We start from the raw sequence: 23057 nt of genomic DNA on the forward strand, positions 1-23057 counted from the left end.
CTCCCCGACTCCCCGTATCCCCGTTGTCCCCGTGATTCCCCGTCAGCGCGGCGTTTCCACCGCACCCCGCCACCGTACGCAGGCGTACGCAGACGTACAGATCACTTTAGCGACCGGTACCGACACGCCCAAGTCCGGGGTTGCAGGTGCAATGCGGGTCACACGGTCACGAGTTGGGCACCGCCACCGCCGCCGATGGCCGGATCGGGAGCCTGTTGACCGGGCGGCCCGTCGCCGCGCGCACGGCCGAGGCTACCGCCGCGGGGGCCGTCACCACAGGGACCGCGCTCGCCGCCTTCGCGCCGAACGGTGCGACCACGTCCCGCTCTTCGACCAGTTTCACGATCCGCACGGTCGGCGCGTCCAACGCCGTCGGCAGCGCGTAGCCCGTCAGGTCGGGGTGGCGGATCAGGCCCGCGGCCGAGCGCAGGTTTTCGGTCAGGGCCGCGCCCACGCCCTGCGTGACGCCCGCTTCGATACGGGCCTCCAGCTGGCGGGGGTTGAGGATGCGGCCGACGTCCTGGGCCACGGCCAGCTCGACCACCCGCACCGAGCCCAGCTCGATGTCCACGTCGACCACCGCGCGGATCGCGCAGAACGCGAGCCCCACGAAGGCGTCGCCCTGCCCGTCCGCGTCCAGCGGCTCGGTCGGGTGGGGGCGGCACTGGGCCGTCGCCCAGAGCTCCTTGCCCTCTATGGCCTCCGCGACGGTGGTGGAGAACGCGCCGTCGTACGACGTGATCCGGCCATCCGCGATCTGGAGCAGCTCGGTGGACATGCCGAGCTTGTGCGCCATCGGCTGGAGCAGCTGCGTGCGGACCATCTTGGCCGCCCGCTCCACCGCCCCGCCCGACACCCACGTGTGCCGGCCGTGCGCCGACGCCCCGGCGGGCGGCTGGTCCGTGTCCACCGGAGCCGTCACCACGTCGTCGACGCCCAGCACTTCCTGGACGATCTGGCGGGCGAGCGTGGCGAAGCCCTGGCCCGTGTCGACGGCCGCGCAGATCACCGTCGCGATGCCGTCCTGCACCTTCACGGTGGCCGTCGACACCTCGTCGGTGCCCTCCGCGCCGAGCATGTGGACCATGCCCACGCCGTACCCGACGCCGCGCCGCACCGCGCCCGGTTCGCCCGCGCCCTCCGGGCCGCCGGGCAGCAGCCACTCCTCCTCCGGCGCGTCCTTCGGCAGTGCGGGCAGCTCGAAGTCGCGCACCGCGCGCAGCAGTTCGGCCACCGGTGCCGGGCAGGTGACGGTCTGGCCCGTCGGCAGCAGGTCTCCGGTCGCCAGCACGTTGCGCATCCGCAGTTCCGCGCCGTCGATGCCGAGGGCGGCGGCCAGCTTGTCCATCTGGCCCTCGTACGCCGCGCACACCTGCATCGCGCCCTCGCCGCGCACGTGGCCCGACGGCGGGTTGTTGGTGCGCACGGCCCAGCCCTCGACGAAGGCGTGCGGGACGACGTACGGGCCGCACGCGAAGGCGACGGCCGCGGCCAGCGACTCCGACGACGAGTCGGCGTAGGCCCCCGCGTCCATCAGGATCTGCGCCTCCACCTTGACCAGGCGACCCTCCGCGTCCGCGTGGTGGCGGTAGCGCAGCAGGGTCGGGTGGCGGTGGGCGTGCCCGAGGAAGGACTCCTCGCGGGTGGCGGCCAGTTTGACCGGGTAGCCGGTGCGCAGCGCCAGCAGGCCCAGCGGGAGCTGGAAGGCCGGGTCCTCGCGGTCGGCGGTCGCGCCCGGGACGCCGGTCACGACGATCTTGACCCGGTCCGGTTCGAGGCCGAAGCAGGCGGCCGCGAGGTCGCGGTCGGTGTGCGGGTCGGTGGAGGCGGTGTAGATCTCGACGCCGCCGTCGGGGCGCGGTACGGCCAGTCCGGCCTCGGCTCCGATGGGGGCGGGGTCCTGGCGGCCGATCCGGTACAGGCCCTCGACGACGACCTCGCCGACCGCCTCCGGGTCGCCGTAGCGCAGCGGGATGTGCCGGATCAGGTTGCCGTCGGGGTGCAGCGGCGGGGCGCCGAAGGAGTGCTCGGGGTCGGTGACCGCGTCCAGCAGCTCGTACTCGACCGCGATCGCGGCGGCGGCGAGCCGGGCCGTGTCCGGGTGGTCGGCGGCCACGGCGGCGATGGGCTCGCCGTGGTGGCGGACGAGGTCGTGGGCGAAGACCGGGCGGTCGGCGATGCGGCGGCCGTGGGTGGTGGCGCCGGGGACGTCCGCGTGGGTGACCACGGCCCGCACGCCCGGCATCTCGGCGGCGGCCGAGGTGTCGATGGAGCGGATCCGGGCGTGGGCGTGCGGGGAGCGCAGTACGGCGGCCCAGAGCAGGCCCTCGGCCCACAGGTCGGCCGCGTAGGGGAAGGTGCCCTCGGACTTGGCGCGGGCATCGGCGGCGGGGAGGGACGCGCCGATCCCGCGCAACACCTCGGGCTCCGCGGCCGCGGCCATCGCCGTGATGGAGAACGATCCGGTGGCGGGTCCCGTTCCCGCGCCCGCGGTACCCGCTCCCACGGCCGGTCCCGTCGCCGTCGCCGCGTCGTGCCCGCTCACGCCATGCCTCCGTGCTGGTGGTCCGGGTGGATGCCGCCCTCGCCGGGCGCGGCCTGGTGCGGAATGCGCGGCTCCGCGCCCTCCGCCGTACCGCCCGCCGCGCCCCCGGCCGCAGCCGACGCGGCGGCCTCGGCGGCCGCCTCGCGCTCGGCGACGACCTCGCCGACGGCGTCGATGACGCCCCGGTAGCCGGAGCACCGGCAGAGGTTGCCGCACAGGGCCTGACGGGTCTCCAGCTCGCTGGGGGCGTGGTTGCCCTCCAGCAGGTCGTGGATGGTCATGGCCATGCCGGGGATGCAGAAGCCGCACTGGACGGCGCCCGACCGGCACAGCGCCTGCTGCACGTCGGAGAGTTCGCCGTCGGTGGCCAGGCCCTCGACCGTACGGACCTCACTGCTCGCGGCGGTCGCGGCGGGCACCAGGCAGGAGGCGACCAGCCGGCCGTCGACCTGCACGGCGCAGGCGCCGCACTCGCCCTGCGAGCAGCCGTCCTTGGCCCCGGCGAGTCCGAGCCGTTCGCGCAGCACGTAGAGCAGGGACTCGCCGATCCAGGCACCCGTGACGGGCCGGTCGGCGCCGTTGACGCGCAGCACGTAGGAGGCGAGGGGGTGCTCCTCGTGCACCGGCCCGACGGCCCCGACCGGCTCGGCGGCCGACTCGGCGACCGGCTCGGCGACCGGCTCCCCGGCCACCTCCGCGTCCGGTGCCTCAAGGGCCTGCGGCGCCGGACCCGCGACCGCTTCGTCGTACGTCGCCCGCGCGTCCGGGACCTCCGCGGGATCCCCCGCCCCCGGGTCCGCGCCGGTTTCCCGGTGCTCCCCCTCGCCCCCGCCCGACGCACCGCCGGCTCCGGCGGGGCCGTGGCCGGGGCCCGCACCGAGGTCGGCTCCCGCGCCGAACGCGCCGAATTCCGCTCCCGGGCCGTCGTGGTCGAGCCCCGGGCCGTGGTCGAAGCCCGTGTGGTCCGGCGCCGGGTCGGTGGCCGGGTGCGGGCGCTCCGCGGTCAGCGGGGCCGCGGCGGCGCCGTGGGCGGCGTCGATGTCGGGGGCCGCCGGGTGCACCGGCCCCTCCTCGTGCGCCAGGTGGTCCGCGTGCGCCAGGTGGTCCGGGTGCGCCAGCTGGTCCGCGTGCTCAGGCTGGTCGAGGTGGTGCAGGTGCTCCGGGAGCGGCGTGCCCACCCCGGGGCCGCCGAGGACGCGCGGCCCGCGCGGCGCCGTGCCCACGCCGGGGCCGCCCAGCACCCGGCGCCCGGCGGCGGAGGCGCCGCCGGGTCCGGCGGCGGGGAGCACGCCCGCGCTCATGGTCTGTTCGGGGTCGAGGGTGCCGAAGGCGTCGAAGCCGCCCGGCGCGTCCTGCGCGGCCGTGCCGGCGGGTGCGGGCACCGCGTGCGCGTCGGCCTCCCGCTCGGCGGCCGAGCCGGCGGCGGGGGCCGCGTAGGGGTCCGTCACCGGCTCGGCGCCGAAGACGCCGTGGCCGGGCTGGGCGGCCCAGGGAGCGGCGGCGCCGCCCGGCAGGGTGGCCGGGGCCTGGCTCCAGTCGGCCTCCATGGCGCCGCGGCGGAACTCGCCGGACTCCTCGGGCAGTTCCCCCTCGACGACCGGGATCGCCCACTGACCGGTCTGCGCGCCCTGTCCGCCGCCCGCGTACGGGTCGGCGGCGTACGGATCGCCGGCGTACGGGCCATCGGCGTACGGGTCGTCGGCGCCCTGCACGGCTTCGGGGAAGTGCCATTCGGCGGTCGAGGCGGAGTCGTGCCCGTGGTCCTGGCCGTGCACGTGCCCGTACGCGTGCTCGTACCCCGCGCCGGGGTCGGCCGCGCCGCGGCCCTCGCCACCGCGCGCCGGGTCGCCGTCGGCGCCGTGCAGCGCGGCCATCGCGGACGCGGGCATCGGGATGACCGCCGGGATCGGGCCCAGCACCGGCGCGGGCGCGGCCTGCGCGCGGGCGGCCGGTTCCGCGGGGGCCGAACCGCCCGCCTCGGGCCAGCGCACCGGCATCGTCCAGGTGCCGGTCGCGGCCGGGTCGGTGGCGGCCGAGCCCAGCGGCACGATCATCGGCGGGGGCACGAAACCGTGTCCCGGTGCGGCCAGGGGCTCGCCGGTCCCGGTCGCGCCCAGCATGTCCGGGGGCAGCTTCACGAACGCCGTGGCGTCCGAGTCGTATTCGCCCCCGTGCGGCACCGGCTCCCAGCCCCACGCGGTGCCCGCGCCGCCATTGCCCGTACCGTCGCTCACGCCGTCGCCCACGTTCTCGTTCCCACTCATGAGGTCAGCGCCCTGCCCAGGGCCCTCCGTGCCAGTACCGCCACCGTGCGCCGCAGGTGCAGCACCGCCGGTGCCACCGCTTCGCCCTGGTCCGGCACGCAGGCGGCCGCGACGTACTCGCCGAAGGCTTCCAGCGCGTCCGGAGCCAGGGTGCGCTCCCCGTCCCAGTCGATCAGCGAGGCGACCCACTGCTCGGCCTCCAGCGGGCGCAGCGGCATCGGCGCGACCGCGCCCACCGCGATGCGCACGCCCCGGCGCGCGGGGTCGAGCACGAGCCCCACGGACGCCACCGCGCGCCCCGGGCCGGTGCGGCCCGTGGCCTTCAGGAACACCTGCGGGGCGTGCAGCAGGGGCACCCGGACGAAGCCGATGAGTTCACCGGGTCGCAACATCTCCCGCCCGGCCAGCAGGTGCGAGATCGGGATCTCGCGGCGCGAGCCGCCGGGGCCGACGATGACGAGGACCGCCTCCAGCGCCGCCAGCACCGGCAGCGCGTCGCCGGTCGGAGCGGCCGTGGCGATGTTGCCGCCGAGCGTGCCGGCGTTGCGGATCTGCGGCGGCCCGGCCGCGCGGGCGGCGGCCGCCAGCGCGGGGATCAGCGCGGCGAAGTCGGGGCGGCCCATCCGCGCGTGGGTGAGTCCCGCGCCGAGGAGCGCGTGGCCGTCCTGGTACTGCCAGCCGCGGATCTCGTTGATCCGGCCGAGGCCCACCAGCGCGGCCGGGCGCAGCAGCCCGGCGTTGACGGCGGCCATGAGGTCGGTGCCGCCGGCCACGGGCACGGCTGCGGGCATGGCGGCGAGCGCCGCCACGGCCTCGTCGAGCGAGGCCGGCAGCGTCACGGACTGCGTCGGCTGCGGCCCCTGAGGTGAATCCGGTGCGTGCAGTGCGTGCGGTGCGTGCGTGGTCAACCCAGCTGCCCCTTCCCGATGTCCCGGCGCTCACGCCTGTTCCGCCGTACGGTACGTGCTCACGACCGGGACGTGGCAACTCTGGCACATCTTCGGGGACGCCCGGCGCGAGGGTCGGCCGGGCGCCCCCGCCGGACCGCCGCAGGTCGACCGCGCCGCGCCCGCTCCGCCCGGGTCCGGCCGCGCCCGTGGCGCGGGTGCGACCGGATCGCCCGTTTCTCCCCTCTATACGGCGAATTCGGGAAAGAGTTCCACGAATCTCCCCCCTTGCTTCACCTGTCGCGCACGCGGCCCTCACGCGCGGTCGTGACGCGCGGTCGTCACACGCGGGGCGGGGCGCCCTCCTTCGGCCGCCCGAGCACGCCGGGGCGGCGCTGCCACGGCAACGGGCCGCCCGGGGGCCGGTAGTCGACCCCGAGGGCGTCCAGGCGCGCGTAGTGCCCGCCCATGCGCGCCTCGAAGTCCGCGTAGTCCCGCGCGGCCGGTTCGGGCAGCCGCGACCACACGGCCTCGGCGAAGGCGGCCAGCCGCGGGAACACCTGGTAGTCCACCCGGCCCTGGTGTTCCATCACCTCCGTCCAGACGTTGGCCTGCGCGCCCAGCACGTGGGCGGCGGCCCGCTCCGAGAGCTGCGGGGGCACCGGCTCGAAGCGGTAGACGTCCTCCAGCGTGCGGACGTAGCCGATCGGCATCGGCTCGTCCGGGCCCGGGGCCTGACGGTGGTCCAGGTACACCTGCTGCTCGGGGCACATCACCACGTCGTGCCCGGCCTCGGCGGCCGCGATCCCGCCCGCGTAGCCGCGCCAGGAGGAGACGGTGGCCCCTTCCGCCAGGCCGCCCTCCAGGATCTCGTCCCACCCGACCAGGCGCCGTCCGCGCGCGGCGAGCCAGCCGTCGAAGTGCCGGATGAACCAGGACTGGAGGCCGTCCTCGTCCTTGACCCCGAGCTCCCGGATCCGCGCCCGGGCCGCCTCGGAGGCCGCCCATTGGGTCTTGGGGCACTCGTCGCCGCCCACGTGCACGAAGGGCGAGACCTCCACGGGGAACAGCTCCAGCACCTCCTCGAAGACGCCTTCGTAGAAGCGCAGCACGGCCTCGGTGGGCGCGAGCACGTTCTCGTTGATGCCCCAGTCGTCCCACACGCCGAGCGCCGCCGTGTCGATGACGTCGGTGTTGCCGAGCTCCGGGTAGGCGGCGATGGCGGCCTGCGCGTGCCCCGGCAGGTCGATCTCGGGCACCACCCGCACCTGGCGTTCGGCCGCGTAGGCGACGATCTCGCGGATGTCGTCCTGGCTGTAGAAGCCGCCGTGCGGGGTCTCGTTCCACAGCGGCGAGTCCCGGTGGCCCCAGCGCGAGCGCGGGCGCCAGGCGCCGACCTCGGTGAGCCGGGGGTGGCGCTTGATCTCGATCCGCCAGCCCTGGTCGTCCGTCAGGTGCAGGTGCAGGACGTTGAGCTTGTGCGCGGTCAGCAGGTCTATGTACCGCAGGACGCCGTCCTTGGGCAGGAAGTGCCGCGAGACGTCGAGCAGCAGCCCGCGCCAGCCGAAGCGGGGCGCGTCGCGGACCGTCCCGTACGGCAGGCTCCAGGACGCGCCGGGCAGCGGCGCCCGGCGGAAGGCGTGCGGCCCGAGCAGCTGACGCAGCGTCTGCGCCCCCCAGAACACCCCGGCGGGCCCGCCGCCGCGGATCAGCACGCCGTCGGCGGCGACGGTCAGCTCGTAGCCCTCGGCGCCCAGCTCGCGCCCGAGCTCCGCGTCGACCAGGAGCCGTACGTCGGCCCGCTCGCCGGCGTCGGCGGGCGCCAGGCTCCACCCGGCGGCGGCCCCCAGCGTCCCCCGCAGCCAGCGCGCGGTGGCCTGCGTACCGGGTCCGGCGGCGAGGTCGGGCTCGGGCCCGAATCCGTAGCGGACCCCGCCCGCGGCGAAATCGGCGTCCAGGGGTGCGGGGATCAGGTCCATGCGTCAGCCCTCCACGACGGCCGCCGCGACGGGCGCGGCGACACAGTGCGTTGCACTCTGCGCAACGGCCGTTCCACAGAGCGCTCGTTGCGGCCGACCCTACCCGTGCCGCGCCCACGCGAAGGGCCCCCGGGCGCGCTGGTGCGCGCCCGGGGGCCCTTCGCGAAACCTGGTCAGGAGGTCAGGCGGTCGAACGGTCGAGCAGTCGGGAGGCGACTACTTGTCCTTGCCCTTGTCCTTGTCCCCGCCGGAACCCATGGATTCGTAGATCTCCTTGCACATGGGGCAGACCGGGTACTTCTTCGGGTCGCGACCCGGTACCCAGACCTTGCCGCAGAGCGCGACGACGGGGGTCCCGTCGAGCGCGCTCGCCATGATCTTGTCCTTCTGGACGTAGTGGGCGAAGCGCTCGTGGTCGCCGTCACCGTGGGAAACCTGTGGCGTCGGCTCGACGAGGGTTCCCGTGCCAGACCCGCGCTCGGGCTCAAGAGTGCTCATACAAGCCAGAGTACTGAACCCCGGCCGGGTCAGTTGAGCGACGGGTCGTCCGGATAGGTGGCGACCATCGCGAGGTCGCTGCGCTGGCGGCGCAGGACGGCCCGCCAGAGCTGTTCGGGGACCGGGTAGGCCACGTCCCCCGGCTCGGATTCGACGACGTACCAGGCCCCCTCGCCCAGCTCGTCCTCCAGTTGACCGGGGCCCCAGCCGGAGTAGCCCGCGAAGATCCGCAACGAGCCCAGGGCGCTGGCCAGCAGCTCCGGCGGGGCCTCCAGGTCGACCAGGCCGATCGCGCCGTGGACCCGGCGCCAGCCCAGCGGGCCCTCCTCGCCGGGGATGACCGCGACGCCGAGGGCCGAGTCCAGCGCGACCGGGCCGCCCTGGAAGACCACCCCGGGGGCGCCGGCCAGCGCGGCCCAGGGCAGCAGGACGTCGCCCACGCCCACCGGGGTGGGCCGGTTCAGGACCACGCCGAGCGATCCCTGCTCGTCGTGGTCGAGCAGCAGCACCACGGCGCGGTCGAAATTCGGGTCCGCGAGGGCGGGGGTGGCCACGAGCAACCGCCCTGTGAGGGAGGACACCTCGGTCATGCGGCCATCGTCTCGCACATTCGCCCTCCGGGGGGAGCGGACGGCGAGAAGTGATCGTGCGCAGCTCAGGGCGCACGGCGGCAGGCGGGAGCGCGCACCCGGGAGGGCTTCCGGAGGCAGCCGGAAGGCAACACTCCGCTATTTGGCGGACACATAGGGTGCTGTGGCGAATTCATGACAGTCATACGGCCACGTCGGCCTTACATACCAGGGGGTCCTGCCGCTTACCCTTTTCCCTGGCCCCCTGCCCACACCTCTCCGGAACGCGAGATTCATGACCGGCACAGTCAGTGACGATGTACTGCTTGTCCACGGCGGTACCCCGCTCGAGGGCGAGATCCGTGTCCGCGGCGCGAAGAACCTCGTGCCGAAGGCCATGGTGGCCGCTCTGCTCGGCAGCTCACCCAGCCGGCTCCGCAACGTTCCGGACATCCGCGACGTGCGGGTCGTGCGCGGCCTCCTCCAGCTGCACGGCGTCACCGTCCGCCCCGGCGAGGAGCCGGGCGAACTGGTGCTCGACCCCACCTACGTCGAGAGCGCCAACGTGGCGGACATCGACGCGCACGCGGGTTCGTCGCGCATCCCGATCCTCTTCTGCGGCCCGCTGCTGCACCGCCTCGGCCACGCCTTCATCCCGGGCCTGGGCGGCTGCGACATCGGCGGCCGGCCGATCGACTTCCACTTCGACGTGCTCCGCCAGTTCGGCGCGACCATCGAGAAGCGCGAGGGCGGTCAGTACCTGGAGGCCCCGCAGCGGCTGCGCGGCTGCAAGATCCGCCTGCCCTACCCGTCGGTCGGCTCGACCGAACAGGTGCTGCTGACGGCCGTCCTGGCCGAGGGCGTCACCGAGCTGAGCAACGCGGCCGTCGAACCGGAGATCGAAGACCTCATCTGCGTCCTGCAGAAGATGGGCGCGATCATCTCCGTCGACACCGACCGGACCATCCGCATCACCGGTGTGGACGAGCTCGGCGGCTACAACCACAAGGCGCTCCCGGACCGTCTGGAGGCCGCCTCGTGGGCTTCCGCGGCCCTGGCGACCGGCGGCAACATCTACGTCCGCGGAGCGCAGCAGCGCTCGATGATGACGTTCCTGAACACCTTCCGCAAGGTCGGTGGCGCCTTCGAGATCGACGACGAGGGCATCCGCTTCTGGCACCCGGGCGGCCCGCTCAAGGCGATCCACCTGGAAACGGACGTCCACCCCGGTTTCCAGACCGACTGGCAGCAGCCGCTGGTGGTGGCGCTGACGCAGGCGACCGGGCTCTCCATCGTCCACGAGACGGTCTACGAGTCCCGCCTGGGCTTCACCTCCGCGCTGAACCAGATGGGCGCACACATCCAGCTGTACCGGGAGTGCCTGGGCGGCTCGGCGTGCCGTTTCGGCCAGCGCAACTTCCTGCACTCGGCGGTCGTCTCCGGCCCCACCAAGCTGCAGGGCGCCGACCTGGTCATCCCGGACCTCCGGGGCGGGTTCTCGTACCTGATCGCGGCCCTGGCGGCCGAGGGCACTTCGCGAGTGCACGGCATCGACCTGATCAACCGCGGCTACGAGAACTTCATGGAGAAGCTCGTGGAACTGGGTGCGAAGGTCGAGCTGCCGAACGGCGACCTCGTCTAGTCCGGCCGGCCCACGGAGAGCCCCTGCGGCTCGTACGGGGCCCGCAGGCGGGCAAGCAGAAGGGCGGCCACCCCCGAGGGGGTGGCCGCCCTTCTTGCGTAGGTGCCGCGCCGGACGCGGCACCACGCGGTACTACTGCTGGCCAGGGGCCTGCAAGGGGGACTTACTTACCCTTGGCGGCTTCCTTGAGCTTGGAGCCCGCGGAGACCTTCACGCTGTAGCCGGCCGGGATCTGGATGGGGTCGCCGGTCTGCGGGTTGCGCGCGGTACGAGCGGCACGGTGGGTGCGCTCGAAGGTCAGGAAGCCGGGGATGGTGACCTTCTCGTCGCCCTTGGCGACGATCTCGCCGACGGTCTCGGCGAGCGCGGCCAGAACGGCGTCGGCGTCCTTGCGGGTCACCTCGGCGCGCTCGGACAGAGCGGCCACCAGCTCACTGCGGTTCATGTTGTACTCCCGTGTTCAACTTGCCTATGAGGCGTGAGATCGAAGCCGATGCTGCCAGGGCCCTAGGACAGTCCCCGGACCCGGGTCTGAACGTCAGACCCTCTCGCCCGGTTACGCATCCTGCCCCCACCAGCGGCGGGAAAGCCAATCCGGCACCCGCCAGGGTCACACGAAAAGCGCCACAGTCACGCCGCTGTGACGCTCCGTCCGCACCGGTGGGACGCGGACCGCGCACCACGCGGGCATCCCCGCAACCCTAGAGGCGCCCCGGCGGGCCCGCATCCCGCGACGCGCCGGGGAGGGACGCCCGGTGGCTCAGGCGGACGTGGGGCCCGTCACAGCGGCGGAGGCGGCCTTGCGGACCGCACCGGCCACGGCGCCCGCCACCTTGTCGTTGAAGACCGACGGGATGATGTAGTTCGCGTTCAGCTCGTCCTCGGTGACGACGTCGGCCAGCGCGCTCGCGGCGGCCAGCATCATGCTGGTGTCGACCGTGCGGGACTGGGCGTCCAGGAGGCCGCGGAAGACGCCCGGGAAGACCAGCACGTTGTTGATCTGGTTGGGGAAGTCCGAGCGGCCGGTGGCCACGACGGCGGCCGTCTGGCGGGCCACGGCCGGGTCCACCTCGGGGTCCGGGTTCGCGAGCGCGAACACGATGGCGCCTTCCGCCATGGCGGCCACGTCATCGCCGTTCAGGACGTTCGGGGCCGAGACGCCGATGAAGACGTCGGCGCCGACGACGGCCTCCTTGAGCGTGCCCGTGTAGCCCTCGGGGTTGGTGTTGTCGGCGATCCAGCGCAGCGGCGACTCGCTGTCGGCGTCGACCAGGTCGGGCCGGCCGGCGTGCACGACGCCGTGGATGTCGGCGCTGACGACGTTCTTGACGCCCGCGGCGAGGAGCAGCTTGAGGATGGCCGTACCGGCCGCGCCCGCGCCGGACATGACGACCTTCACGTCCCCAACGGCCTTGTTCACCACGCGCAGTGCGTTGGTGAGGGCGGCGAGGACGACGATGGCGGTGCCGTGCTGGTCGTCGTGGAAGACGGGGATGTCGAGGGCCTCGCGCAGCCGGGCTTCGATCTCGAAGCAGCGCGGCGCGGAGATGTCCTCCAGGTTGATCCCGGCGAAGCCCGGAGCGATCGCCCGGACGATCTCGACGATTTTGTCGGTGTCCTGGGTGTCGAGGCAGATCGGCCACGCGTCGATGCCCGCAAAGCGCTTGAAGAGCGCCGCCTTGCCCTCCATGACGGGCAGCGCGGCCATCGGGCCGATGTTGCCCAGACCCAGGACGGCCGACCCGTCCGTCACGACTGCGACGGAATTGCGCTTGATGGTCAGGCGGCGCGCGTCCTCGGGGTTCTCCGCGATCGCCATGCACACGCGGGCCACACCTGGGGTGTAGATCATGGAGAGGTCGTCACGGTTGCGGATGGGGTGCTTCGACGCCATCTCGATCTTGCCGCCGAGGTGCATCAGGAACGTGCGGTCGGAGACCTTGCCCAGACTCACGCCCTCGATCCCGCGCAACTTCTCGACGATCTCGTCCGCGTGGGCCGTGGACGTCGCCGCGATGGTGACGTCGATCCGGAGCTTCTCGTGGCCGGAGGCGGTCACGTCGAGGCCGGTGACCGACCCTCCGGAGGACTCCACGACGGTGGTGAGCTGGGAGACCGCGGTACCGCTCGCGGGGACTTCCAGTCGGACCGTCATCGAGTACGAGACGCTGGGCGCCGTTGCCATGTCCGTGTTCCTCTGCTGTCCAAGGTTCGCTGTACACGGGCCCCGCACACGGCAGGCGTGGCAGGACCTGTTGTCCGATCGTCCCACCTACCGGCCGGTATGAGGTAACCAGCTACAAATTTCGGAAAGACACTTCCACCATACGAGATTTGTAGGTATCGCGAAAGCCCAGCCGGCCCCGGACCGAACGCAGAAAAGGCCCGCGCCCCCCGCCTGGAGCGGGGAACGCGGACCTGTTCTCTACGTGTACGACACCGACCCGCCATGCTCGCCTCGCGGCAAGTGGTCGCTCTAGGCGACGAAGGTTGGGCCCGGGGGCTTGGATCGAGTCGGTGCCGTACCCCAGGCTAACAAAGGTTGGCCGCGAGCGTCCCCCCTCACGGCAGTTGACCTGAGCGGCCACGCGTCCGGCCGCCGACCGGATGGCCGTACGCTCCCCCGCGAGCCCGCGAGCCCGCGAGCCCGCGAGCCCGCCCGACCGCCCGCCCGCCCGGACGTACAGACGTCCGGACGTACGAGCGCCCGGACGGCCGCCCGTACGGGCCTCAGTCCCGCAGCAGCTCCGGCACCCCGGCCCCGTCGGGCCGGTCGAGCGCGCCGGACACCACCGTGAGCTGCTGCGTCGCGCGGGTCAGGGCCACGTAGAGCACCCGCAGGCCCGCCGGGGACTCCTCGGCGATCTCCGCCGGGGAGACGACCACCGTGGCGTCGTACTCCAGGCCCTTGGCCTCCAGGCTGCCCAGCGCCACCGCGCGCTCCCCCAGCTCCGCGAGCCACTCGGCCGCCTGCGCGCGCCGGTCCATCGCCACGACGACGCCGACCGTGCCGTCGACCTGCTCCAGCAGCCGCCGGGTCTCCTCCCGCACGCACGCGCCCAGGTCCTCGCCGGCCGCGGTGAAGCGCGGTTCCAAGCCGGTGGAGCGGACCGCCGTGGGCGGCTCCATCCCCGGCATGGCCCGGCGCAGCACCCGGGCCGCCAGCTCGGCGATCTCGGCGGGGTTGCGGTAGTTCACGGTCAGCGTGAACTTGCGGCGCGGGCGGCGCCCCAGCGCCTCGTCGCGGGCCGCGGCCGCCTCCTCCGGGTCGCTCCAGGAGGACTGGGCGGCGTCGCCCACCACCGTCCAGGTGCCGGTCCGGCCGCGGCGGCCCACCATCCGCCACTGCATCGGCGTCAGGTCCTGGGCCTCGTCCACGATCACGTGCGCGTACTCGGTGCGTTCCGCCGCCAGCCGCTCGGCCCGCTCCCACTGGGTCTCCTCGCGGCCCGGCATCAGCTCCTCCAGGCCGGTGAGGTGGGCCAGCGGGTCCAGGTCGCGCTTGCGCTTGGGGCGCGCGGGGGCGCCGATCAGCAGCAGGAGCTCGTCCAGCAGCGCCACGTCGTGCACCGAGAGCGGACCCTTGCCGTCCGCGCCCGTACGGCGCAGCGAGCGGGCCAGCAGCCGGGTCTCGCGCGGGTTCAGCACCCGGCGGGCCCAGCGGCCCAGGCGCCGCTCGTCGGCCATGGCGGCGAGGACCCCGCGCGGGGTCAGCTCGGGCCACCAGGCGTTCAGGAATTCGATGAAGGCGTCCTCGGTGGAGATGTCCTCGTCGAAGCCGGAGCGCAGCTCGGCGGCGAGTTCCCGGTCGGTGTGCCGCCCCCCGCCGCCGGACTTGGCCCACAGGGCGTCCAGCAGCAGCTTGCGGGCGCGCGGGCGCAGCAGGTTGACCGGCGCGGTGCCGCCGAGGACGACCTGGCGGATCCGGTTCAGCTCGTCGGCCTCCAGCTCCTGGCGGCGCCCGAAGGCCACCACGCGCAGCCGCTCGGGGGCGCCGCCCAGCTCCAGGGCGCCGCGTACGGCCTTGCGCAGGATCGCCAGCATCCGCGAGGAGCCCTTGACCCGGGCGACCGCCGGTTCGTCGTAGGTGCTCGCCTCGGCGCCGTCGACCAGCGAGCCGAGCGCCCGGATGGCGACCTGCCCCTCCTCGCCGAGCGAGGGCAGCACGCCCTCGGTGTAGGCGACGAGCAGCGGGGTCGGCGAGACGATCAGGATCCCGCCGGAGTAGCGCCGCCGGTCCTGGTAGAGCAGGTAGGCGGCGCGGTGCAGGGCGACGGCGGTCTTGCCGGTGCCGGGGCCGCCGGCGACCTCCGCGACGGAGGCGGCGGGGGCCCGGATGACCATGTCCTGCTCCGCCTGGATGGAGGAGACGATGTCGCGCATGGAGTGCGTACGGGCCCGGCCCAGCGCGGCCATCAGCGCGCCGTCGCCGAGCACGGGCAGCTCCCGGCCGTCGAGGAAGGCGGTCACCTCGGGGCGCATCAGGTCGTCCTCGACGCCGAGCACCTTGCGGCCCTTGGAGCGGATGACCCGGCGGCGCACCACCCGGCCCGGCTCCTTGGGGGTGGAGCGGTAGAACGGCGCGGCGGCGGGCGCGCGCCAGTCGATCACGAGCGGCGCGTAATCGTTGTCGAGCACGCCGATCCGCCCGATGTGGAGGGTTTCGGCGATGTCGGCGGTGAGGTCGGGGCGGATCGCGTCCTCGGCCGGTTCGACGGAGGTGAAGGCGCCGTCGGCGCCCCGCTCCCCGTCCCTGCCGAGGACGAGGTCGATCCGTCCGAAGAGGAAGTCCTCGAACTCGTTGTTGAGCCGGTTGAGATGGATCCCGGCGCGGAAGACCTGGGCATCGCGTTCCGCGAGGGCGCCGGGGGTACCGACCTGACCCCGCTTGGCCGCGTCGTCCATCAGGAACTCGGCCTCGTGGATCTTCTCCTCAAGGCGGCGGTACACCTGGTCCAGATGAGTCTGCTCGACCGCGATCTCGCGATCGCGGACGGAATCCGCCGTGCTGTCGACAGCGGCATCCTGCGCGGCCACCAAGGCCCCCTTCTGACGTGCATTGGGCGACCGTCAACCGTACGCGAACAAAGCGGGTGCCGCACGCCCGTTCCGCGCGCGGGCGCGCGGAACACGGGCGCGCAGGGCGCCATGAGGCCGATATGAGCGTGTATGCGTTACGCGGGACGCGCGGCGAGCACCCGGGCGCGGTGCCGGGCGACCCGCTCCCGGTTTCCGCAGAGTTCGCTGGAGCACCAGCGCCGCCGGTGGCCGCGCGAGGTGTCCAGGTAGACCCGGGTACAGCCCTCACCTTCGCAGGCCCGCAGGCGGTCGCGGTCGCCGGGGTCGGTGAGCAGTTCCACCGCGTCGCGCGCGACGGCCGCCAGCAGCGCCGCGCAGCCCACCGCGGCGGCTCCGCCGCACAGTTCGCGCACCAGGTGGCCGTCGCGGTCGCGTACGGCACACAGTGCCGGGGGTGGACCGGCGGCCCGCGCGTTGACCCGGGCGAGCGGTTCCTCGGCGGGCTCGCGGTGGCTCAGCTCGGCCGCCACCAGGCTGGCCACGTCCGCCCGTAGCGCGCGGAAGGGCTCCAGCCAGTCCGCCTCCACGCGGGCGGGCGGGGTCCGCCCGGGCACCAACCCGGCCCCGGTGAGCCACAGGCTCAACCCGGCGCTGTCCGCGATCCCCTCGGGCGGCCCGGAGGTGGCCACCAGGTCCAGGCAGACCCGTCCCGACTCGAACCACATGCCCGTCACCCGCCTCGGTCGACGCCCCACCAGAGTGCCCCCGGTGCGGGCCCGGGCGGAAGCCTCATGCAGCGGGCGGATCGTCGTGCAGGAGGAGCTGGAAGAGCCGGTGGTCGCGCCAGGCCCCGTCGATGTACAGGTAGCGGGGCGCGAGGCCGTACTCCTCGAAGCCGGCCTTGGCGAGCACGCGCTGCGAGGCGAGGTTGTCCAGCAGGGTCCCGGCCGCGAGCCGGTGCAGGCCGAGCTCGTCGCGGGCCACGCGGATCACCTCGGCGAGCGCGGCGGAGGCCAGCCCCCGGCCGGTCCGCTCCCCGTCGACCCAGTAGCCGACGCCGGCGCTGCACAGAGGGCCGCGCACGATGTTCTGGAGGGTGATGGTGCCGAGCAGTGCGCCGCCGTCCCTCTCCGTCTCGACGAGGGCGTACTGCCGGGTGCGCCCGGCGTCCCGGTCCGCGAGCGTCGCCTCGATCCGCTCGCGCTGCCCGTGCTCGGTGTAGAAGTCCGCGGGGCGCGGCGGCTCGTAGGGCGCCATGTGCGCACGATTGCGCACGAGCACGTCGGCCAGCCCCGCGGCGTCCCCGAGGACGATCTCCCGTATGTCCACTCCATCAGCGATCATCCGCCCACGGTACCGACCGCTGCCCGGCGGGGCGGGAACGGCCACCCCGGCCATCCAAGCCCCGCCGGCGATTGAGGCGCGGGGTCCGGGGCGGAGCCCCGGCGGCGGCGCCGCACCCGCCCTCCGGGGGCGCCTCAAACGCCGGCGGGGCTGGACTTGCCCCCGGCGGCTCCGAAAACGGGAGGCAAAGGGCTAGGCCCCCTCGGGCCCCGAGCAGTCGCCCGCGTCCAGGGACAGCCGGTAGCCCCGCTTGACCACCGTCTGGATCAGCTTCGGCGCCCCCAGGGCCACCCGCAGCCGCGCCATCGCCGTCTCCACCGCGTGCTCGTCGCGGCCCGCCCCCGGCAACGCCCGCAGGAGTTCCGCACGGGACACCACCCACCCCGGCCGCCGGGCCAGCGCCCGCAGCAGGGCCATCCCCGCGGGCGGCACCGGCCGCAGCTGGTCGTCCACCAGCGCCGCGTGGCCCCGGATCTCCACCCGGTGGCCGCCCACCGGCAGCACCCGGGCCCGCCCCGGCAGCTCCTGGCACAGCACCTGCACGAGCGGCCCCAGCCGGAAGCGCTCGGGCTGGACGGTCTCCACCCCCTGCGCCTCCAGCGGCAGCGCCGTCACCGGCCCCACGCAGGCCGCGAGCACGCCCGCGCGCAGCCCGTCCAGCACCTGCCGCGTCAGCCCCCGCTCCGCGGCCCGTGCGAGCAGCGAGGCCGCGGCGGGCGCCGAGGTGAAGGCGACGGCGTCCACGGTCCCCGCGGCCACCGCGTCCAGCAGCCGGTCCAGCGGCGCCAGGTCCTCCGGCGGCATCCACCGGTACACCGGTACGACGACCACCTCGGCCCCGGCTTCCCGCAGCGCCTCCACGAACCCGGGCAGCGGCTCCCCGTGCAGCTGGAGCGCGATCCGCCGGCCGTCGACCCCGCCGGCGAGCATCCGGTCCAGTACCTCCGCGAGCGACTCCGACTTCGGCGACCAGGCTTCGACCAGGCCGGCGGCCCGGACCGCGCCCTTCACCTTCGGCCCGCGCGCCAGCAGTTCCGTGGCCCGCAGCCGGGTCAGGAGCTCCTCGCCGATCCCCCAGCCGTCGGCGGCCTCGATCCAGCCGCGGAAGCCGATGGCGGTGGTGGCGACCACCGTGTCGGGCGGGCACGCGACGAGTTCCTTGGTCGCGGCCAGCAGTTCGCTGTCGTCGGCGAGCGGCACGATCCGTAGCGCGGGCGCGTGCAGGACCACCGCCCCGCGCCGCCGCAGCAGCGCGATGAGCTCGTCGGCGCGCCGCGCGGCGGTGACCCCCACCGTGAATCCGGCGAGCGGCCCGGTGGCGGACGGGCCGGCCTGTGTGTCGTCCATGGTGACCTGCCTTGCGCATGGGGGTGTGAGGGTGTGCCGAGCCTGTCAAGGCGTCGTGTCAGGCTCGGTTCACCCGTATTTCGGCGCCGTTAACCGCCGTTACACCGACGTGAGCTGCGGCTTCGCGGCCGTGTCCGGGGCGGTGCCGGGCCGGGCGGCGGGCCGGCGAAGGTATACCGCCCAGGTCACCGCGCAGCAGACGGCGTAGAAGCCGAGGAAGGTGGCGAAGGCGGTGGTGCCCGTGCCGGAGGTGGTGAAGGCCTCCCGGAAGGCGAGGTTGATGCCCAGCCCGCCGAGCGCGCCCACGGCCCCGATGAGGCCCATGGCGGCCCCGGAAAGGCGTCGCCCGTAGGCGGCCGCGGCCTCGCCGCCCATGCCCCGGGCGAGCGCCTTGGCCTGGAAGATGCCGGGGATCATCTTGAAGGTCGATCCGTTGCCGAGCCCGCTGAGCACGAACAGGGCCACGAACCCGGTCAGGAACACGGGCAGCGAGGACCGCTCCGAGGCCGTGATGACCACGCCGGTGGCCGCCGCCATCGCGACGAAGGTGGCGAGGGTGATCCGCGCGCCGCCGTACCGGTCGGCGAGCCGCCCGCCCACGGGCCGGATCAGCGAGCCGAGCAGCGGCCCGATGAAGGTCAGCGACGCGGCCTGGAGCGGGGTCCGGCCGAACTGGGTCTGCAGGACCAGCCCGAAGGCGAAGCTGTAGCCGATGAAGGACCCGAAGGTGCCGACGTACAGGAGCGACATGATCCAGGTGTGCGCGTCGCGCAGGGCCTCGCGGACCGCGCCGGTGTCGTTGCGCACGGGCGCCAGGTTGTCCATCCGCGCGGCCGCCGCCACGGCCGCGACCACGATGAGCGGGATGTAGGCGGCGAGCAGGATCCGCGGGTGCCCGGCCCCGGCCACGCCGATGACCAGCAGTCCGGCGAGCTGGACGACGGGGACGCCGATGTTGCCGCCGCCCGCGTTCAGGCCGAGGGCCCAGCCCTTCTCGCGCAGCGGGAAGAAGGCGTTGATGTTGGTCATGGAGGAGGCGAAGTTCCCGCCGCCGACCCCGGTCAGGGCCGCGACCAGCAGGAAGGTCCCGTACGAGGTCCCCGGCTCCATCACCACCAGCGCGGCCACCGTCGGCGCGAGCAGGGTCAGCGCGCTGAAGATCGTCCAGTTGCGGCCGCCGAAGCGGGCGACGGCGAAGGTGTACGGGATCCGCACCAGCGCGCCGACGAACGTCGCGGTGGCGATCAGGGTGAACTTCCCGGCCGCGTCGATGCCGTAGCCCGGGCCCATGAAGAGGACCATCACCGACCACAGCGACCAGATCGAGAAGCCGATGTGCTCGGAGAGCACCGAGTAGAGGAGGTTGCGCCGGGCCACCCCGCGTCCCGTTTCCTGCCAGAAGGTCTCGTCCTCGGGATCCCACCGCTCGATCCAGCGGCCGCCCGTGCGCGGTGCGGTCATCACGCCTCCACTGCTCTCGTGTTCCGTGATGACGACCGTAGGGACGGCTCGTTTCGCCCCCGGTCCCCGCCGGATGACCGCGGGGATACCGTGCACTCACCCGGCGCGGCGGCTCAGTGTGAGCGCATGAGCTCCGCGTCGCCGTCGGGGAGCCAGCCGCCGTCCGGCAGGTCGAGCCAGCCGCGTACGGCGCCCAGCCCGGCCGCGGCGGTGCGCAGCGCGCTCAGCCCGGGGTGGTCGAAGCCCTTGCGCCACACCATGGACAGCGGCGAGAGCGGCACGGGGTCGGTCAGCGGCCGGCGCACGCAGCCCGGCATGTCGGGGAAGTCGACGGTGGCCAGCACCGGGTGGCCGGTCTTGGCCATGACCCGGCGGAACTCCTCCTTGCCGACCGCGACGGGCGCGGGCGGGGCCAGCACGGTGCCGCGTCCCGCGAAGAGGCGCCGGGCCAGGTCGGTCCACTCCACCGTGCGCGGGTTCCCGGCGCCCGCGTAGACGGTCTCGCCGGCCAGCGCGGCGACGGGCACGGTGGCCAGGGCCGCCAGCGGGTGGTCCTCGGGCAGGACGACGGCCAGCGGTTCGAAGCGCACCGGCTGGTGGGCCAGGCGGGCGCGCAGGGCCGGGGCCAGGCCGCCGAACCGGCCGAAGGACACGTCCAGGCGGCCGGCGGCGATCTCCCCGGCGCTGTGCGTCAGCCCGCTCTCGAAGCGGGCCATCAGCTCCTGTTCCGGGGCCAGTTCGCGGGCCCGGTCCAGCACCTGGCGGGCGGTGCCGGGGCCTTCGGAGTTGAGGTCGACGAGCAGGGGCCGCTCGGTCGCGCCGAAGGCGGCGGCGAGCGCGTCGTGGGCGCGCAGCACGCGCAGGGCGTGCGGCAGCAGCCGTTCCCCGTCGGCCGTGAGCTCGACCTGGCGGGTCGTGCGGACGAAGAGCCGGGCGCCCAGGATGCGTTCGAGGCGGCCGATGTCGCGGCTGAGGGCCTGCTGGGCGACGTACAGCCGGGCGGCGGCCCGAGTGAAGTGCAGTTCCTCCGCGACGGCGACGAAGGCGCGCAGCAGCCGGGGGTCCACCTCGCGCGCGTTCACCGCGGCAGCCTATCCGGCCCGACCCGATTCACAACAGGGGTGCGTGAATCACCCCGGAACAGGTGTTGGACCGCGCCCGGGGCCCGCCGCGAGGCTTGCCGCATGCCCGCCTCCCCCACCACCCCCGCCCCGCTGATGACGGTCACCGGCGCGACCCTCGTCCTCGCGGCCGCCCCCGCCCCCGCCTCCGTCCGGCGTCGGCGCGCCCCCGGCCCGTACCGGCGGCTGTTCGCCATCCCCGGCACCCGGGCCTTCACCGCGGGCAACCTCCTCGCCCGGCTCCCCATGGGCATGTTCGGGATCAGCGCGGTCCTGATGATCGCGGGCCAGCGCGGTTCGTACGCCCTCGCGGGGGCGGTCACCGCCACCGGCCTCGCCGCCACCGCGGTCGTCGCGCCCTTCACCGCCCGGCTCGTCGACCGGCACGGCCAGGCCCGGATCGCCCTCCCCGCCACCCTGATCGCGGTCCTCGGCTCGCTCTGCCTGGTGTGGTGCGTCCGTACGCACGCCCCCGCCTGGACCCTCTTCGCCTCCTACGCCGCCACCGCGACCACCCCCAACATCGGCGGCCTCTCCCGGGCCCGCTGGACCCACCTGTGGCGCGACTCCCCCGCCGCCCGGCACACCGCGATGTCCTTCGAGCAGGCCGCCGACGAGCTGTGCTACCTGCTCGGCCCGGTCCTCGCCGCCACCCTGTGCTCCCTGGCCTTCCCCGAGGCGGGCACCCTCACCGGCGCGGCCCTGCTGCTCACCGGCATGCTCCTCTTCGCTTCCCGGCGGGCCACCGAGCCCCCGCCCGCCGGACGCAACCGGCACCGCTCGCCGCTGCGCTCCCCGGGGCTTCCGGGGCTGTTGGCGCTGTTCCTGGCGCTGGGCGCGGTCTTCGGCTCGATGGAGGTCACCTCGATCGCCTACCTCACCGGCCACGGCCTGGCCGCGACCGCCGGCCCGGTACTGGCCCTCCAGGCGGCGGGCTCCTGCGCGGCCGGCCTGCTCTACGGCGCCTTGCGCCCGCGCGGCCTGCTGGGCTGCGTCGGCGCCCTGGCCGCCCTGATGACCCTGCCCTGGGCGGCCGCGACCACCGGATCGGTGGCCGCCCTGGCCGCGGCCCTGCTGCTCGCGGGCATGGCCACCGCCCCGACGATGGTCACCGCCATGTCCCTGGTCCAGCGCGCCACCCCGGCGGCCCGCCTCAACGAGGGCATGACCCTGGCCGTCACCGCCATCCTGACGGGCATCGCGGCCGGCTCGGCCACCGCGGGCGCAGCCGTCGACCACTGGGGCCCCACCCCGTCCTACGCCCTCCCGGCCGCCGCGGCGCTGTTGGCCCTCCTCCTCGGTGGCGCGAGATCGGTACGACTTTCCGGTACGAGTTCGGTACGGTAGACCGGTACCGTCCAGGATGGAGTCACGCCATGTCCATAAGTGCCAGCGAAGCCAGGGCGACCCTGTTTCCACTCATCGAGCGCGTCAACACCGACCACACCCCGGTGCGCATCACCTCCAAGAGCGGCGATGCCGTCCTCATGGCCGCCGACGACTACGACTCCTGGCAGGAGACCGTCTACCTGCTCCGGTCCCCGGAGAACGCGAAGCGCCTGATGGAAGCGGTCGCCCGCGACCGCGCGGGCGCGACCACGGTCACCAGGACACTGGACGACCTGAGGGAGATGGCCGGAGGCGAGGAGTGAGGAGCGCCCACTTCGACCCCGCCGCGTGGGAGGACTTCCTCTTCTGGCTCGCCTCGGACCGGAAAATGGCCCGCAGGATCACCCGCCTGATCGGCGAGATCCAGCGAGACCCGTTCGGTGGGATCGGCAAGCCCGAGCCCCTCAAAGGCGAACTCTCGGGCTACTGGTCCCGCCGCATCGATGACGAACACCGGCTCGTCTACCGCGCCGACGAGAAGGAAGTGAAGATCCTCAAGGCCCGCTACCACTACTGACCGGGGCGAGCGGTCCCACATCGGCGCCGGACATGACGAAGGCCCCGCAGCCTCAACGGCTCGCGGGGCCTTCGCCCACATGGGGTGGTGGAGATGGCGGGAATCGAACCCGCGTCCAGCGGTGCAGAAGCAGGGCTTCTCCGAGCGCATTCCGCTGCGCTTTTCTCGGCCCCGGAGATCACACGGACAAGTCTCCGACGGGCTCAGTCACTGTTTGGTTTCCCCCTACCCCCCGTGACCGGGGCTAGAGGTTTAGATCCCTAATTGACGCCAGGATCCGGGTCGGGACCATCCCCGGGCTGACGCTCCTCACAGAGGCTTCAGTTCGCTGTTATTAGGCAGCGAGGGAGAAGCGGGAGTTATCGCTGTTGTTGGCGATTATTGTTTGCGACAGGTGGTTAACGAGATCATTGTCGCTTCCTCGGCTCGCTTCACCTGCATCGACATCCGCTGTCGAAACCGATCATCCCCATGT

Annotated in this window: 18 protein-coding genes and 1 other RNA gene; 4 read left to right on the plus strand and 15 right to left on the minus strand. The window is 74.0% G+C overall.

Annotated elements, in window-relative coordinates; all coding sequences use genetic code 11:
• Window positions 1-166 precede the first annotated feature (166 nt).
• The 6 genes from ACIBEA_RS37055 to ACIBEA_RS37080 form a co-directional block, all read right to left on the minus strand.
• Entirely contained in the window at window positions 167-2443 is a 2277-nt protein-coding gene (locus ACIBEA_RS37055) for a xanthine dehydrogenase family protein molybdopterin-binding subunit (protein ID WP_399267664.1), read from the minus strand.
• A 98-nt stretch (window positions 2444-2541) separates the two neighbouring features.
• Complete coding sequence (locus ACIBEA_RS37060) at window positions 2542-4809, minus strand: (2Fe-2S)-binding protein (protein WP_399267608.1); 2268 nt, start codon at window positions 4807-4809, stop codon at window positions 2542-2544.
• The gene (locus ACIBEA_RS37065; RefSeq protein WP_385784814.1) at window positions 4806-5717 is read right to left on the minus strand and encodes an FAD binding domain-containing protein; all 912 of its coding nucleotides are present in this window, start codon (window positions 5715-5717) and stop codon (window positions 4806-4808) included. Before ACIBEA_RS37065 ends, ACIBEA_RS37060 begins: the two co-directional genes overlap by 4 nt.
• 320 nt (window positions 5718-6037) lie before the next feature.
• Window positions 6038-7675, minus strand: coding sequence for a beta-N-acetylhexosaminidase (locus tag ACIBEA_RS37070; RefSeq protein ID WP_399267609.1), 1638 nt, complete (start codon window positions 7673-7675; stop codon window positions 6038-6040).
• 216 nt (window positions 7676-7891) lie between these two features.
• On the minus strand, window positions 7892-8173 hold the full coding sequence (locus ACIBEA_RS37075; RefSeq protein ID WP_351053399.1) for a DUF3039 domain-containing protein: 282 nt from the start codon (window positions 8171-8173) through the stop codon (window positions 7892-7894).
• A gap of 29 nt (window positions 8174-8202) precedes the next feature.
• Entirely contained in the window at window positions 8203-8763 is a 561-nt protein-coding gene (locus ACIBEA_RS37080; RefSeq protein ID WP_354384012.1) for a YqgE/AlgH family protein, read from the minus strand.
• Between the two features lie 274 nt (window positions 8764-9037).
• On the opposite strand from ACIBEA_RS37080, the gene murA reads away from it, so the two are divergent.
• On the plus strand, window positions 9038-10384 hold the full coding sequence (gene murA / locus ACIBEA_RS37085; RefSeq protein WP_399267610.1) for a UDP-N-acetylglucosamine 1-carboxyvinyltransferase: 1347 nt from the start codon (window positions 9038-9040) through the stop codon (window positions 10382-10384).
• A 163-nt stretch (window positions 10385-10547) separates the two neighbouring features.
• Here murA and ACIBEA_RS37090 read toward each other — a convergent pair whose 3' ends face one another.
• The 8 genes from ACIBEA_RS37090 to ACIBEA_RS37125 all read right to left on the minus strand — a co-directional run bounded on the left by ACIBEA_RS37090 (window position 10548) and on the right by ACIBEA_RS37125 (window position 20637).
• Window positions 10548-10829 carry an HU family DNA-binding protein gene (locus ACIBEA_RS37090; RefSeq protein ID WP_007264399.1) on the minus strand — a complete coding sequence of 94 codons (282 nt, stop codon included), beginning with the start codon at window positions 10827-10829 and terminating at the stop codon, window positions 10548-10550.
• 315 nt (window positions 10830-11144) lie between these two features.
• Window positions 11145-12569, minus strand: coding sequence for an NAD-dependent malic enzyme (locus tag ACIBEA_RS37095; protein WP_399267611.1), 1425 nt, complete (start codon window positions 12567-12569; stop codon window positions 11145-11147).
• A 545-nt stretch (window positions 12570-13114) separates the two neighbouring features.
• Window positions 13115-15421 (minus strand): HelD family protein, encoded by a 2307-nt coding sequence (locus tag ACIBEA_RS37100; protein WP_399267612.1) that lies wholly within the window; start codon window positions 15419-15421, stop codon window positions 13115-13117.
• Window positions 15422-15558: 137 nt separating this feature from the next.
• Entirely contained in the window at window positions 15559-16128 is a 570-nt protein-coding gene (locus tag ACIBEA_RS37105) for a CGNR zinc finger domain-containing protein (protein ID WP_399267613.1), read from the minus strand.
• Between the two features lie 64 nt (window positions 16129-16192).
• A complete protein-coding gene (locus tag ACIBEA_RS37110; protein ID WP_399267614.1) occupies window positions 16193-16747 on the minus strand; it encodes a GNAT family N-acetyltransferase in 555 nt (184 codons plus the stop codon).
• A 192-nt stretch (window positions 16748-16939) separates the two neighbouring features.
• Window positions 16940-18094 (minus strand): uroporphyrinogen-III synthase, encoded by a 1155-nt coding sequence (locus tag ACIBEA_RS37115; protein WP_399267615.1) that lies wholly within the window; start codon window positions 18092-18094, stop codon window positions 16940-16942.
• Between the two features lie 99 nt (window positions 18095-18193).
• Entirely contained in the window at window positions 18194-19555 is a 1362-nt protein-coding gene (locus ACIBEA_RS37120; RefSeq protein ID WP_399267616.1) for a nitrate/nitrite transporter, read from the minus strand.
• Window positions 19556-19668: 113 nt separating this feature from the next.
• Entirely contained in the window at window positions 19669-20637 is a 969-nt protein-coding gene (locus tag ACIBEA_RS37125; protein ID WP_399267617.1) for a LysR family transcriptional regulator, read from the minus strand.
• A gap of 102 nt (window positions 20638-20739) precedes the next feature.
• Between ACIBEA_RS37125 and ACIBEA_RS37130 the strand changes: the two genes are divergently transcribed.
• Genes ACIBEA_RS37130 through ACIBEA_RS37140 form a run of 3 tightly spaced genes read left to right on the plus strand, consistent with a single transcriptional unit; the run spans window position 20740 to window position 22582 of the window.
• A complete protein-coding gene (locus tag ACIBEA_RS37130) occupies window positions 20740-22023 on the plus strand; it encodes an MFS transporter (RefSeq protein WP_399267618.1) in 1284 nt (427 codons plus the stop codon).
• 29 nt (window positions 22024-22052) lie between these two features.
• Window positions 22053-22328, plus strand: coding sequence for a type II toxin-antitoxin system Phd/YefM family antitoxin (locus ACIBEA_RS37135; RefSeq protein ID WP_399267619.1), 276 nt, complete (start codon window positions 22053-22055; stop codon window positions 22326-22328).
• A complete protein-coding gene (locus ACIBEA_RS37140; protein ID WP_399267620.1) occupies window positions 22325-22582 on the plus strand; it encodes a Txe/YoeB family addiction module toxin in 258 nt (85 codons plus the stop codon). Before ACIBEA_RS37135 ends, ACIBEA_RS37140 begins: the two co-directional genes overlap by 4 nt.
• An 85-nt stretch (window positions 22583-22667) precedes the next feature.
• Here the strand turns inward: ACIBEA_RS37140 and ssrA are convergent.
• Window positions 22668-23053, minus strand: a transfer-messenger RNA (tmRNA) gene (gene ssrA / locus ACIBEA_RS37145).
• Window positions 23054-23057: the final 4 nt, after the last annotated feature.

This window comes from Streptomyces sp. NPDC051555 (assembly GCF_044454405.1).
Classification (GTDB): Bacteria; Actinomycetota; Actinomycetes; order Streptomycetales; family Streptomycetaceae; genus Streptomyces.